Origin of the sequence: Halalkalibacter oceani (assembly GCF_023715705.1) — a bacterium.
GTDB classification, from domain to species: Bacteria; Bacillota; Bacilli; order Bacillales; family Bacillaceae_D; genus Halalkalibacter; species Halalkalibacter oceani_A.
In genome coordinates this window covers 1-13,130 of record NZ_JAMBOS010000030.1, presented here as the reverse complement: position 1 = coordinate 13,130, position 13,130 = coordinate 1, and the positions used below count along the sequence as shown (strand labels likewise).

The 13,130-nt window shown below is 50.8% G+C and carries 11 protein-coding genes; 1 reads left to right on the top strand and 10 read right to left on the bottom strand.

The features are described 5' to 3' along the window. Window positions 1–2: 2 nt before the first annotated feature. From M3212_RS19005 to M3212_RS18980, 6 genes are all read right to left on the bottom strand, one after another. Window positions 3–782, bottom strand: a complete 780-nt coding sequence (locus tag M3212_RS19005) for an enoyl-CoA hydratase-related protein (protein ID WP_251195535.1) — start codon at window positions 780–782, stop codon at window positions 3–5. Continuing rightward, a complete protein-coding gene (locus tag M3212_RS19000; RefSeq protein WP_251195534.1) occupies window positions 779–1,690 on the bottom strand; it encodes a hydroxymethylglutaryl-CoA lyase in 912 nt (303 codons plus the stop codon). The genes M3212_RS19005 and M3212_RS19000 overlap by 4 nt, the downstream gene beginning before the upstream one ends. 15 nt (window positions 1,691–1,705) lie before the next feature. After that, the gene (locus M3212_RS18995; RefSeq protein ID WP_251195533.1) at window positions 1,706–1,918 is read right to left on the bottom strand and encodes an acetyl-CoA carboxylase biotin carboxyl carrier protein subunit; all 213 of its coding nucleotides are present in this window, start codon (window positions 1,916–1,918) and stop codon (window positions 1,706–1,708) included. A 3-nt stretch (window positions 1,919–1,921) separates the two neighbouring features. Beyond that, the gene (locus M3212_RS18990) at window positions 1,922–3,271 is read right to left on the bottom strand and encodes an acetyl-CoA carboxylase biotin carboxylase subunit (RefSeq protein ID WP_251195532.1); all 1,350 of its coding nucleotides are present in this window, start codon (window positions 3,269–3,271) and stop codon (window positions 1,922–1,924) included. A gap of 26 nt (window positions 3,272–3,297) precedes the next feature. Continuing rightward, entirely contained in the window at window positions 3,298–4,440 is a 1,143-nt protein-coding gene (locus tag M3212_RS18985; protein ID WP_251195531.1) for an acyl-CoA dehydrogenase, read from the bottom strand. 573 nt (window positions 4,441–5,013) lie between these two features. Then, entirely contained in the window at window positions 5,014–6,231 is a 1,218-nt protein-coding gene (locus tag M3212_RS18980) for a PLP-dependent aminotransferase family protein (RefSeq protein ID WP_251195530.1), read from the bottom strand. Window positions 6,232–6,609: 378 nt separating this feature from the next. Between M3212_RS18980 and M3212_RS18975 the strand changes: the two genes are divergently transcribed. Further along, window positions 6,610–8,295 (top strand): DUF4127 family protein, encoded by a 1,686-nt coding sequence (locus M3212_RS18975; RefSeq protein WP_251195529.1) that lies wholly within the window; start codon window positions 6,610–6,612, stop codon window positions 8,293–8,295. 644 nt (window positions 8,296–8,939) lie between these two features. On the opposite strand, the gene M3212_RS18970 is transcribed toward M3212_RS18975, so the two are convergent. From M3212_RS18970 to M3212_RS18955, 4 genes are all read right to left on the bottom strand, one after another. Further along, the gene (locus M3212_RS18970; protein WP_251195528.1) at window positions 8,940–9,761 is read right to left on the bottom strand and encodes a PepSY domain-containing protein; all 822 of its coding nucleotides are present in this window, start codon (window positions 9,759–9,761) and stop codon (window positions 8,940–8,942) included. A gap of 406 nt (window positions 9,762–10,167) precedes the next feature. After that, window positions 10,168–10,935: a PepSY domain-containing protein gene (locus M3212_RS18965; protein WP_251195527.1), complete on the bottom strand. Its 768-nt coding sequence runs from the start codon at window positions 10,933–10,935 to the stop codon at window positions 10,168–10,170. Further along, window positions 10,928–12,292 (bottom strand): HAMP domain-containing sensor histidine kinase, encoded by a 1,365-nt coding sequence (locus tag M3212_RS18960; RefSeq protein ID WP_251195526.1) that lies wholly within the window; start codon window positions 12,290–12,292, stop codon window positions 10,928–10,930. The genes M3212_RS18965 and M3212_RS18960 overlap by 8 nt, the downstream gene beginning before the upstream one ends. Further along, window positions 12,289–12,987, bottom strand: a complete 699-nt coding sequence (locus M3212_RS18955) for a response regulator transcription factor (RefSeq protein ID WP_251195525.1) — start codon at window positions 12,985–12,987, stop codon at window positions 12,289–12,291. The genes M3212_RS18960 and M3212_RS18955 overlap by 4 nt, the downstream gene beginning before the upstream one ends. Between the last annotated feature and the right edge of the window lie 143 nt (window positions 12,988–13,130).

Here is a 13,130-nt window from a genome sequence, read left to right as displayed (position 1 = left end):
TCCTACTCACCTTTATAATCCGGCTTGCGCTTTTCCTGAAAGGCGCGCAACCCTTCAAGCCGGTCCTTTGTCGACAGCGTTCGCTCATAGGCGAGCTGTTCGATCGTCAGCGCCGTCTGCAGATCAAGATCATAGCCGGCATCGATTGCCTGCTTCGCCTGCTGGACTGCTATCGGGCCTTGTTCAGCGATTTTTGCGGCAAGCTGCAACGCCTCTTCCACCACCTTTTCCTGCGGAGCCGCCCTTTCTGCCAGCCCGATTCGTTCCGCTTCCTTGCCGGAAATCCGGGCAGCCGTGTAAATCAGCTCTTTCGCCTTTCCTAGACCGATTAAGCGTGTCAGGCGCTGCGTTCCCCCCGCTCCCGGAATAATTCCTAATGACGTTTCGCTCAACCCATATAAACTCGTGGTGCTAACAATGCGCAGATCACAGGCTAATCCGAGTTCAAGCCCTCCGCCAAACGCATGACCGTTCATCGCAGCGATTGTCGGCTGCTTCACTGCTGCCACAGCTTCAATCGTCGCCCGGATGAACGAGAGCGTCCGCCGCACTTCGGCTTCGGTCATCTTCAGCCTTTCCTTCAAATCTGCCCCGGCACAAAAAACGTGCTCTCCTTCGCCTTTGAACACGAGCACGCGCGGCTCTCTCTCCACCGTTTCGCGCAGCACCCGCTGCAAATCGGCGAGTAGCGCGAGCGATAAAGCATTGGCACGTTCCGGCTGGCGCAGTGTTATCAAAACCGTCCCCCTGCCTGCATCCTCGACAGCAACAAACGCGCTCACAGGCACCGACCTTCCTCTCTGACCAGCTGTAGTTGACTGCTCGGCAATGGTCGCCCAAGCCGCTTTTCAATCCATTGTGCTGCACTTGTCAGCCGCCCAAGATCAATCCCGGTCCCCGCACCGAGCGTTTGCATCAGGTAAACGAGATCCTCAGTCGCGACATTTCCGGACGCGCCTGGAGCATAAGGACAGCCGCCAAGTCCTCCCGTCGAGCCATCAAAGCGACGGAGCCCAAGCTGAAAAGCAGCATAAATGTTCGTGAGCCCCGTTCCGTAGGTGTTATGGGGGTGAAGAGCGAGCCGCTCCAGCGGAATCGTGCGGCCAAGCCGGCTGATGACAGCATCAATTTGCTTCGGTCCAGCGACACCAATCGTATCGCCGAGGGACAGCTCTGTTACTCCAATTTCGAACAGGCGCACTGCCAGCCGTTCGACCTGATCGACCGCCACCCTTCCTTCATAGGGGCAGCCGAATGCCATTGAAAGATAGCCACGCACCGGCTTCCCGGACTGCCGCGCCTCCTCGGCCACCCTGCTCAAACGAGCAAGCGCTGTCTCTGTATCAGCATTGATGTTTTTCTGATTATGCGTGTCACTCGCCGAAAGAAAAATCGCAACTTCATCGATATTAGCGAGCAAAGCGCGTTCAAGTCCTCTTCTGTTCGGAACGAGCGCAGCATAGGTGACACCGGGCCTTTTCTTAAGATTGCGTGCCACCTCGTCCGCATCGGCCAATGCCGGAATCCACGACGGCGAGACAAAGGAGGTGATCTCGATATACGACAGCCCCGCTTGCCCGAGCTGTTCAATCCAGCTCAGCTTGTCAGCCGTTTCCAGCCATGTTTGCTCATGCTGGAGCCCGTCTCTCGGTCCAACCTCACGGACGTACACTTGACTGCTGTCTGTCATCCTTCTCCTCCTTCCTCATGTTATTTCCATTAGCACGTCGCCTTCGTTGACAAACTCCCCTTCCTCCTTCAAAATCGCCGTCACCGTTCCACTGCTTGCTGCTTCGATCGAGATTTCCATCTTCATCGATTCGAGTATCGCAACTTGCTGACCGACCGTCACTTCATCGCCAACCTGAACGATCACTTTCCAGAGATTCCCTGCCATCATTGCTTTTACTTCAGCCATATTTCAACTCTCCTCATTGTCGATATGTTCCGTAATAAAATTCGTTGTGACGTTCCCTGCTGAAAATTCATCATGATTGATTATCTTCCTTAAAAGCGGAAGGTTCGTTTTAATTCCTTCAATCTGATAGCGGCGCAGGGCATACTTCATCCGCTCGATTGCTTCCAGCCGTGACGAGCCGTTAACGACGATCTTCGCGATCATCGGGTCGTAAAACGGCGAGACGACGCTCCCTTCCGATACGGCGCATTCATGGCGAATATAAGGCTCCTGCGGCTGAAGCATCCGCGTTATTTTCCCGGGAGAAGGCAGAAATGTCTCCGGGTCTTCAGCATAAATCCGCGCCTCGAGCGCATGACCTGTGCAGGCGATCTCCTCCTGCCGCAGATGCAGCTTTTCGCCGGCGGCAATCCGCAGCTGCCACTCGACGAGATCGAGTCCTGTCACTTCCTCCGTTACCGGGTGCTCAACCTGAAGTCTCGTATTCATCTCCAAAAAATAGACGTTCTGCTCCTGATCGACCAAGCATTCTATCGTTCCGGCATTCGTATAGCCAAGCTGCTTCGCCGCGGTAACAGCCAGTTCGGCGATTTTCTCCCTTAAAGGCCCGCTGATCGACGCGGCCGGCGCTTCCTCAATCACCTTCTGATGGCGGCGCTGAATGGAGCAGTCCCGTTCAAACAGATGAATGACATGACCATCATGATCGGCTAAAAGCTGAATTTCAATATGCCGCGTGCCTTCAAGAGCTTTTTCTAAAAACATTTCGCCATTTTTGAAAAAGCGCGAGGCTCGCTGCCGATTAGCCTCGAACGCCTGCTTTAGCTGAAGCGGATTGTAGACAAGCTCCATTCCGATTCCACCTCCACCTGCCGCCGCCTTCAGCATCACTGGAAAGCCGATTTCAGACGCGGCGTCGACCGCTTCCTCTTCGCTTATTACGGCTTCCTTCGTTCCCGGGATAACCGGAAAGCCGGCTGCCTCGATCGCCTTTCGTGCCGCAATTTTATCACCCATTAAAGCGATAACATCTGGCGATGGTCCGATGAAGACAAGCCCCTCTTCCTGACAACGGCTCGCAAAGGGCGCCTGTTCAGATAAAAAGCCATAGCCGGGATGGATCGCCTCCACATTTGCCGCTTTGGCAATACTGATCAGTTTTTCGCTGTTTACGTAGCTTTCGCTCACTGGCGCCGCCCCGAGCAAATAGGCTTCATCCGCAAGGAAAACATGCGCCGCCGTCCGGTCAGCCTCGGAATAGACGGCAACCGTTTTAATGCCGAGCCGCCGGCACGTACGAATTACCCTGACGGCGATTTCTCCACGATTGGCAATCAATATTTTCGTAAACACCGTCTGCACCTCCCTCCGATTTTGCTTTAGCAGCCAAGCTTTCTCGCAATGACGAGCCGCTGGATTTCAGATGTTCCCTCCCCGATTTCCAGCAATTTGGCGTCACGGAGCATGCGCTCAACACCGTACTCCTGCATATAGCCGTAGCCGCCGTGAATTTGCAGCGCCTGATTGCAAACTCTCGTCGCCGCCTCGGAGGCAAACAGCTTGGCAAAGGCCGATTCTTTGGCAAATGGCTTCCCTTCGTCCTTGAGCCATGCTGCCTTGAGTACCATATTGCGGGCGAGTTCAATGTCAAGCGCCATATCAGCGAGCTTAAATTGAATCGCCTGAAACGATGAAATCGCTCTGCCAAACTGCTTGCGCTCCTTGGCATAGGCAAGCGCCTTGTCAAAGGCGGCCTGCGCAATGCCGACAGCGAGCGCGCCAATTGAAATCCGTCCGCCGTCAAGCGTGTGGAGAAACTGCTTAAAGCCTCCGGCCGGATCGCCGAGCACATTTTCTTTCGGGACGCGGACATCCTCCAGCAATACTTGACATGTGTTCGACGCACGGACCCCCATTTTTTTGTACTGGCAGCGGATCGTTACACCTTTCTGATCCGTCGGGACGATAAAGGCCGAAATCACCTTTCTTCCTTGCTCATCACGGCCCGTCACCGCCGTAACCGTGACGATTTTGGCAATGCCCGCGTTCGTAATCCAGCATTTCTCCCCATTGATAATGTACTCCTCTCCATCAAGGACTGCCGTCGTTTGCGTTCCTCCGGCATCCGAGCCGGCGTTGGGTTCCGTTAAGCCAAATGCTCCGAATGCTTCCCCTTTCGCCAGCGGGGTCAAATACTTTTTCTTTTGCTCCTCTGTGCCGAAATAATAAATCGGACTGGCGCCAAGCGACACCGCCGCCGCATAGCTTAACCCTGTCCCGCCGCAGGCCCGACCTACTTCTTCTACGGCAAGCGCGTAGGAAATCGTATCGGCGCCGGCACCACCGTACTTCTCGGGAAAGGGAAGACCAAGCAGCCCGAGCTCGCCCATTTGCGCAAATTGTTCAGCCGGAAATTCCGCTTCGGCATCAAGGCGTTCCGCCAATGGGGCCAGTTCTTTTTGGGCAAAATCACGAACGAGATTGCGGATCATCCGCTGTTCCTTTGTCAGCTCAAAATTCATCAGAAACCTCCTTTTCCTCCGCTGAACAAGCGCTCATTTTCAAAGCGCATGGAATGTAAGCGCTACCATAACTTCTCTTTACGTTCTGCAAAGCCCGTCGTTCAACAAAGCCCGTTGCCTGATTTTGAAAGCCTTGCTACGAGCGGGTTTCTCGAGGTAAGGCACGCAACGCGCGGAGCCATTACTCTTCTTCGACTTACGAAAAGAGAAGTTTTTCAGTTGCCTCCCGTTCAGCCGGGTTGTTCGAACGATAGCACAGAGAAGTGTTATCTCCATTGCCTCTGTTCGACGATCTTTATATCTTTATTCAAAAGCACCGCTGACAATGTCAAGAAAAACCGCCAGACGGTTTTTCTTTAAGCGACGTGCGAAGCCGTTACCATTTTTTAAGGATGACTGAAAGCGGGCTTCTTTCAGGCAGCCGCGTAACGCGCGAAGCCGACGCCCTTCGCCAGCGCTCCCATTCTTTTCCAGCGAAATGTTTATGCCAAGAGGCTAGTTCAACTCTCGTCAAAGAAAAACCGCCCCGCGGATGATTTCCCCGCGGGACGGCGTTGATAATTGAATTTTGTTTTAATAGCTGCCGATTTCTACCGGCTGGTTCTTCAGTTTTGCCTGGTCTGCCAAAAGCTCCACGAGCAAGCTCATCCCCTGTTCAATTTTTTCCGGGGTGGAGTGCGTATAATTCAGACGCATCGTGTTTTTCTCGGGTTTCCCGGCATAGAACGGCTCACCCGGCACATAGGCGACTCCCTTTTCCACCGCTGTATTGAGCAGCGTCGTAGTGTTAAGCGACTTTTCAAGCTCCACCCAAAGGAACATCCCGCCTTTCGGTGTGACGAAGCGCAGGTCCGGCAAATCGGCCCGCTCCAGACAGTTCACCATCACTTCCATCCGGCTCTTGTACACCTTAACGAGGTTTTGAATATGGCCGTCTAAGTCAAAATGGCGACACAGCTGATACAGTGCCTGCTGCGACAGCGAATTGGAATGAAGATCATTCGCCTGCTTCGCCTGGGCCATCATCCGAATGACCTGGAATGGACCGACAACCCAGCCTGTCCGCAATCCCGGCACCGCCGTTTTGGAAAAGGTACTCGTATATAACACATGCGTCCCATCATCAAGCGCGGCAAGCGGCGTATACGTTTCCTCCGGTCTGAATTGGATCTCTCCATACGGATCATCCTCAAAAATGACTACCTTGTATTTATGAGCAAGCTTAACGAGCATCTTGCGCCGTTCCAGTGACCAGACGCGGCCCGCCGGGTTGGAGAAAGTTGGCACGACATAAATGCTTTTCGGCTTAAACAGCTTCAGTTTTCTTTCTAAATCTTCAGGAAGCATGCCATTGTCATCCGAGTCGACAGCGATTACCTCAGCCTCATAGGACTTAAACACCTGGAGCGCAGCCAAATAGGTCGGGTCCTCCGTTAAAATCACATCGCCAGGACTCAGCATGATTCTTGAGAACAAATCAATCGCTTGCTGCGAGCCGGTCGTCAAGAGAACCTCATCGGTTGAAAAGCCGCTCACTCCCTTTTTGCTCATTCTTTCAAGAATCACTTCACGCAGCGGACGATAGCCCTCTGTTTCCATATATTGCAACGCCCCTTTTCCTGACTCAAACACGCGGGAAAAGGCTTCTTCTATCCCTTCAATCGGAAATAAGTCATCATCCGGCAGCCCACCGGCAAATGAAATAACATTGCCCTGTCCGACAACCTTAAGAATGTCCCGCACAGCGGAGGATTGTAAATGACGAACGCGATTTGCAAAGGCATATTTCATAACTTGCACCTCTATTACTCTAAAAGTTTTGAATATTATACATACTAACTCATTTCACTTAAAAGTCAATCCCAAAAATCAATTCCGTCCGAAGCTTTTGTGACAGCCAAAGGAACTGCTCAGAAACCAGATCCACTTTCACTTGGATCATCTTCTTCGCATACTACCATTTTCCCCAATTCACAGCTAAAAAACAGAAAAACGATCGAGGTGGCAACTCCAAATATGACGCATTGGCCGTGAACTGCTCGTCCGCTTTAAAAACCGGCTTCCGGCAGAGGTCAAAAGGATGATGAAATCCTCCTTCTCTTTTGCATAGGGATGACTAAGCGCGACTTTTTCACGCGCTGCTACAAAGAGACAAATGGAGGGGTTTGAATGGGGAGAATTCTGTATGTACCACTTGATGACAGACCGGTCAACACCGACGATGTGATCATGCAAGGAAAATCAGCGGGGATTGAGGTTATAACCCCAAACACAGCGTCAATCAGGAACCGGTTAGATTCGCAGCTACTCGCTTGTGGCTCATCAATAACAAGCACGTATTCACCGACTTTCGGAAATCCGGCGGATATCCGGCAGTTTATTGTCAACCATGCAGATTCGGTTGATGGCTTTATTATTTCGATTGATATGCTCGTGTACGGGGGTCTGATCGGCAGCCGCCGCCTCCGCCCGACAAGCGGAGGAACATACCCGCATTACGATTCAACCGTAACTGGCCTGCTCGATACGCTGAAGCAAATCAAACAGCGTTATCCGCATAAACCTATCTATGTGCTCGATACGGTGATGCGTCTCGCCACAACTCCGTTCGTCGAAAGCGAAACGTCAGATTCTTATAGCGAATCGAGAAGCTTTATGCAGCAAACGCGAAAAACGGAAACGGAGTTCGAACCGATTCTAAACGGCTATGATCTCCGTCCAGACGGTACAGCCTTTGGCGATCCTGTTCACTTCAATAAAGAGCAATACTACCACGCCCGCCGTCATAAGTTTAAAACGAATCGCTATGTCCTTGAACAGCTGGCGAAACAGCAGGTGATCGACTTTCTGGCGATTGGTGTCGATGATGCCTCGACCGAAGGCGTGCAGATGAATGAAATCAATTGGATCGAAGCCCGGATCAATGAATGGCTCGACGGAACAAACGGACAAAACCGCGAGCGGGCAATTATACTGCCGGATGCTGACGGCCTCGGCCATTGCCTGCTGGCGCGTATGGTGAACCATTTGCAGCACGGCAGTTCAACGCCCCGCTTTCAGACACGCTACTACGGGCCGCACGGTTCCACCATCATCAACCCATATGAATATATGAACATTGAAGACAATATTCGTCATCACGTCGAGATAACAGGCGGGGACTATGTAACGAGCGGCCCGTATGACATCGAAATCATTTCGATAACGAGCTCCGCTGAAGCTGAAAATGCGGCAAGGCGGATGGCAGCAAACGGAAAAAAACAACTTCCGACAATCGTCATTGATTTCGTTGGAGCTGGTCCCGCTGATCCGACCGTTACCCACTCCTTGCTGGCAACCCCGTTTACAGGACGTATTCTCGGCTACAGCGGCTGGAACACAGCTGGAAATAAAATCGGCATTGCCGTCGGAATGGGGCAGGCGCGTTACGATTTTTTAAAGAGTGAAACCGAAGCAGAGGCGCTGAACATCGCGGTCAACGCCCACGGCTCCTTATTGTTCAAAAGATTTCTCAAGGATTATTATTACAAGCGGGAAACGATCGGAGACATCCGCGCCATTTCAGCGGAACGCTCTGCCTATACAAATGTCGCTCCCGATCAAAATATGCTGCTGTTCAACACGAGCAGCGACTACTTACAGCTGACTGCCGTTCTCCGCGAACAAATGCAGGCGTATACAAGCACTCTCGCCGCCGAGCCCGCTTTCTGCGCTTCCTATAATATCCGACAAATAAACGGCTCATCGTGGAACCTTTCTGCTTACCGCAGCGCCTCCCTCGCTTATGGAAATCCTGAATTTTCCTGGGGGCGAGCTTTTGAAATTACGCTTAATCCAACCGTCACGCTCGGGTAAAACGCTTGAAAGTCTGTTAGTGTGCAGTAGGAGTCTTTTACCACGATACAAGATTCAACTAAGCCAAAATTTGCCGATTATTGTGTAATAAAGCTGTTTTAGTTTTTGTTGCAATTTCTCGGATAACCTTACAGCCAGTTGGGGTTAGATTTTATAAATCTTAGATTTAAAAAGACCTGCGTCAAAACTGGTGCAGGTCTTTTAATCACATAAGGAGTTAGTGAATTCACGATCAATACAACGGAATCTTGACCAATCACACCACCATTGGATTCTTTTAACTTAAGTTTCAACTTATGTAAAGAGGCAAAACAAAAAATGGCAAGTATTGAGATGCACCTATACTTGCCATTAGCTATTTGACTGCAATAATAAATCGTCTATATTTATGACTGCCTTTATATTTTACCATGATAACGCCATGATGGAATAACACAAACATCTTCTTATACTAATTAAGGTTAAGCCCCCGTTAGTGAAACAAAAGCTGAAAGATAATTAATAAAAATATGGGTCCAAATACGATAAACCCACCAAGAGTAGGACTTCCATAAAATGCTCTGTTGAAATTATCATCAGCCCCTCTTTACTCACGTCCAAAAAAGCCAAGGCAATAAAGCCCCGGCTCTCTTCTTTTCTAATGCTTAATCCCAATCGACGTGGAGAATTTCGCCGGTTAGGGCATCAATGATCAGTTCAACGTCATCTCCACCGGACTGCTCAATCTCGATTTCATAAACGAGTCGGCCATTTTCGCGGTCAAGATCAGCGTCATCTACTCTTCCTTGCCCGACATGAGCGAGGGCGATGTTTTTCGCTTCTTCCACACTCAGGCGCTCAGCTGAGTCAGCCTGCTGCGTACGCTGTGACTGGGCCTCGGCTCCGCGCTTATGGTGGCCTGAAGCCAGCACCTCCCCGGTATTGGCATCGACATACCAATCATCATCGTCGCCGTGGACCTTGACTTCAATTTCATACATATACGTGCCTCTGTTTTTCTCCAGCTCAATTTCCTTGATCCGGCCTTCTCCCACTTCGTCAAGCACAGCTTGCTTTGCTTGCTCCGCCGTGATCTCCATTTCCTCGGCCAGCGGCGTTCTTAACAGATTTCCATCGATATTCAGCACTTCCCCCGTCGCCGCGTCAATATCGAAATCATAATCTTTTCCTTCATACTTCAATTCAATTTCATAATAACGGTGGCCATCATCGGAATCCCGCTCGATTTCTTTCACCTTGCCGGGCAGCACCTGCTGGGCGATCGCAATCGCCTCTTCCTTTGAGATCGTTTCATCGTTGGCTGGTCTGTTTTCGTTTTCCGTTTGAGTAGGCTGAGCGGTTTGCGTATTTAACACGACGGCCGCTTCATCGACAGATACCTTTCCATTATCCGTAGCACCCGCTACTCCAATAGCAGCGCCCCCTGCCAGTAATAAGCTTGTTGCAATCGTTGTCCATTTGTTCATTTTTGTTTCCTCCCTTTTCTTATTCTGCTTTCAGCATACAGCTCCTTTCTGAAAACCAGCTTAAAGAAAAATGAGAATTTGATGAGAAAAGGGCTGGAACAAAAGGTTATTTTTTTGTACCTTTTGTCCAGCCCTTAAGCAATGTGCGGAACCGCCACGATCTTGTAAAGTCCGATGTGAGTGGGTTTCTCACATCGGACTTGTGGTGTGTGGAGCCATTGCCAATAGGTCAAAGCTAGTTTTATCTCAAGCTCTTACAGCAGTGCGCGAAGTCTGCACATGTTTTAAAGGCTAGAAGGAAAGGGAGTTTCTTTCCTTCTAGCTGCGCGCAGGACGAAGCCACTATCATCCTCGAGTTACGCTCAAAAAATATGGCTGGGACAATAGTTTTTTTACCCATCCCCTGCTAGTCCTCCCAAATGATTGTGATCACTTCGCCTGTGATGGCATCAATTAATACGGTTGCTTCATCGCCGTCCTGCCCTTCGATTTCGATCTCCACCTCATAGAAGAGACGGCCATCCTCGTCCTCAAGGTCAACATCCTCGACATGTCCGGCCACCTGCTCCAGCGCAATTCGTTCAGCCTCCTGCTTCGTGATCGTCTGGGCAGGCTGATCATCGCGCGGCGGCTCTTTTTCCGGCTCCTCTTCAACGCGGTAGTTCAATACCTCGCCCGTGATCGCGTCGATTTCGATTTTGCCAACTCCCTCACGCTGCTCGATCACAACAGCATAAAAAGGGCGTTCATTCCTCTGTCTTTGTTCGATTTCAACAATTGTCACATCTTCTTCAACCGTTCCGGCGATCAGCTCCTTCACCTGTTCAACAGTAAGCTCGCTGTTTTTGGGGGATTCTCCTTCGTTACCTTCCGGCTCAATCTGCATACGGTCGGCCAATTGCTTTAAAGAGAGAATCTCGCCCGAATAAGGGTCGACCAGAACCCCGTAGAGACCGGTCTCGGTTAAAAAGGTGACCTGGTAAACCTCTACACCGTTCTGTTTCGTATGGGCGAAAGCTTGAACCGTTCCGGCAAACTGCTCGCCGATTGAAGCCCTGACTTCTTCCTCGGCAAGAGCCGACTGAGACGGCTTCAGGAAGATGAACGCCAGTACACTCACAAGCAGAACTCCTCCTAAGACCAACGTCCATTTCTTCCATATCGCTCTATCCATCGCTTTTCACCTCAATTTCTCCTCGTTTCGGCAAGGTGACCGTAAAGGTAGTCCCTGCTCCCTCTTCACTTGTCACGCCAATCTCTCCTTTATGCGCGTCTACGATCGCCTTGGCAATCGACAGCCCGAGACCACTTCCTCCCGTCTGGCGGCTTCTCGCTTTATCAACGCGAAAAAAACGCTCGAATATATGAGGAAGATCTTTTTTCGGAATGCCAATTCCTTTGTCGGTAACTCTCATCTCGACACTGGCGGCATGATTCTTCAAGGAAATGATGACATCATCTCCACTATATTTCAAGGCATTTTCGCAGAGAATAAAGAGCAGCTGCTTCAGCCGCGGCACATCGCCAAAGACGATGCACGCCTCCGCCGCTTCGACATGGAGCTTTCGCTCATAGGCCTGCTCTAGCTTTTTCGCAGTCTGTTCGGCAAGCACATCGATCTGAACCCGGCGAAGCTCCAATGTCCGATCAGGCTCTCCGGTGGCCAGTGCGAGCATCTGCTCCGTCAGCCCCTTCATCCGCTCTGCCTCTTCAACAATAGCGTGAATCGCTTCCTCCAGCCGTGCCGGATCTTTCTTTCCCCAACGCTGCAAAAGTCGCGCATAGCTTTCGATCACCGTTAAAGGTGTTCTCAGCTCATGGGAAGCATCGGACACAAATTGCTGCTGCTTTTCATAGTTTTTCTCAAGCAGCTCAATCATCCCGTTAAAGGTCGCTCCCATTTGATCAAGCTCATCCTTCGGTTCAGCCGGCACCTCGATCCGCTGAAAGCTGCCGCTTCGCCTAATATCCTCCATCGTTTCCTTCAAGGCCTGGATTGGATATAGGAGGAGACGGCTCAACGCCCGTCCCGCCAGAAAAGCAGGCAGGAGGATAAAGAGGGAGGCGATAAGAAGCACGATCCGCAGCGTCGCTAATGTCGATTCATACGATTCCATTGGCTCAATAACTTCGAGCGTAACGACAGAGCCGTCATTCCAAATAAGTGGAAAGCGGGCAACTGCCATCCGTCGCTCCTGATCGTGCAGCTGCTCCATTTCCTGACCTGTCGTGTACGAATGAGGAATCGCCCGCAGCTCGGGGTATTTTGTTACCGTAACGGCCTCACTGCCGTTCTCCCTGATGATCCGGACCATCCCGTCCCGCGGTACATAAGCAGCGAGCAGATTAGCGGCGTTTCCTTGATCACTCCGGATCGCCTCGGCAATCGTTTCAGCCTGTGACATAATCCGTTCAAGCTCTGTTTCAGCCGTCTGGTGGGCAAACAAAAAGTAAACGCCACTGTTAACTATCACTAAAAGGACAAAAAGCCACACCGTTGAAAACCATGTTATCCGGCGGGAAATTCTCATTTTCTCGCTACCTTCATCACATATCCGACGCCGCGCACTGTGTGAATAAGCGGCTCGTCAAACGGTTTATCGATTTTTTGGCGCAAATAGCGGATATATACGTCGACGACATTCGTATCGCCAAAGTAGTCGAAGCCCCATACATGCTCGAGAATTTGTTCACGGCCGAGAACCTGCTCAGCGTGGCGCAATAAAAACACAAGCAGATCAAATTCCCTTGGGGTACATTCAATCAGCGTGTCGCCCCGCTTTACTTCACGTGTTGAAAGCTCGACCGTCAAATCCGCCATCGCTAAAACTTCCTTCGATGATTGTGGCTCAGCCGCTGTCTGAACCCGCAAGCTTGCGCGAATCCGCGCGAGCAGTTCTTCAATGTCAAATGGTTTTGTCACATAGTCATTGGCGCCCTGATCAAGTCCCATTACTTTATCAACGACGGTATTTCTCGCTGTTAAAAGAATGACAGGCGTCTGGTCGCCTCCTGCTCTCATTCTCCGCATGACCTCCATCCCGCTGATAACCGGCAGCATCACATCAAGGAGAACGAGGGACCAGCTGCTTTTCTCCAGCTGGGCCAATGCTGCCTCCCCATCACGGGCGACCGCTGTCTCGTATCCTTCATGCTCCAGTTCCAGCTCAAGTACCCTTGCAATATTTGCTTCATCTTCGACAATTAATATACGCGCTTTATTCATAGCCATCCTCGCTGTCTTTTTTTTCTTAGACGGAATAAACAACACCAATCGCAAAAGTGCGTTATAATAGACGTATAAACTATATTGGTTGGTGTTTATTTATGCGTACAAAGAATAGATTAAATCCGGATGAGTCTCAGTAT

Bases quoted from the DNA above. Each gene is read 5' to 3' on its own strand.
- M3212_RS18980 (WP_251195530.1), bottom strand. From the start codon at position 6,231: ATGAAATATGCCTTTGCAAATCGCGTTCGTCATTTACAATCCTCCGCT.
- M3212_RS18955 (WP_251195525.1), bottom strand. From the start codon at position 12,987: ATGAATAAAGCGCGTATATTAATTGTCGAAGATGAAGCAAATATTGCA.
- M3212_RS18995 (WP_251195533.1), bottom strand. From the start codon at position 1,918: ATGGCTGAAGTAAAAGCAATGATGGCAGGGAATCTCTGGAAAGTGATC.
- M3212_RS18985 (WP_251195531.1), bottom strand. From the start codon at position 4,440: ATGAATTTTGAGCTGACAAAGGAACAGCGGATGATCCGCAATCTCGTT.
- M3212_RS18960 (WP_251195526.1), bottom strand. From the start codon at position 12,292: ATGAGAATTTCCCGCCGGATAACATGGTTTTCAACGGTGTGGCTTTTT.
- M3212_RS18965 (WP_251195527.1), bottom strand. From the start codon at position 10,935: ATGGATAGAGCGATATGGAAGAAATGGACGTTGGTCTTAGGAGGAGTT.
- M3212_RS19000 (WP_251195534.1), bottom strand. From the start codon at position 1,690: ATGACAGACAGCAGTCAAGTGTACGTCCGTGAGGTTGGACCGAGAGAC.
- M3212_RS18975 (WP_251195529.1), top strand. From the start codon at position 6,610: ATGGGGAGAATTCTGTATGTACCACTTGATGACAGACCGGTCAACACC.
- M3212_RS18970 (WP_251195528.1), bottom strand. From the start codon at position 9,761: ATGAACAAATGGACAACGATTGCAACAAGCTTATTACTGGCAGGGGGC.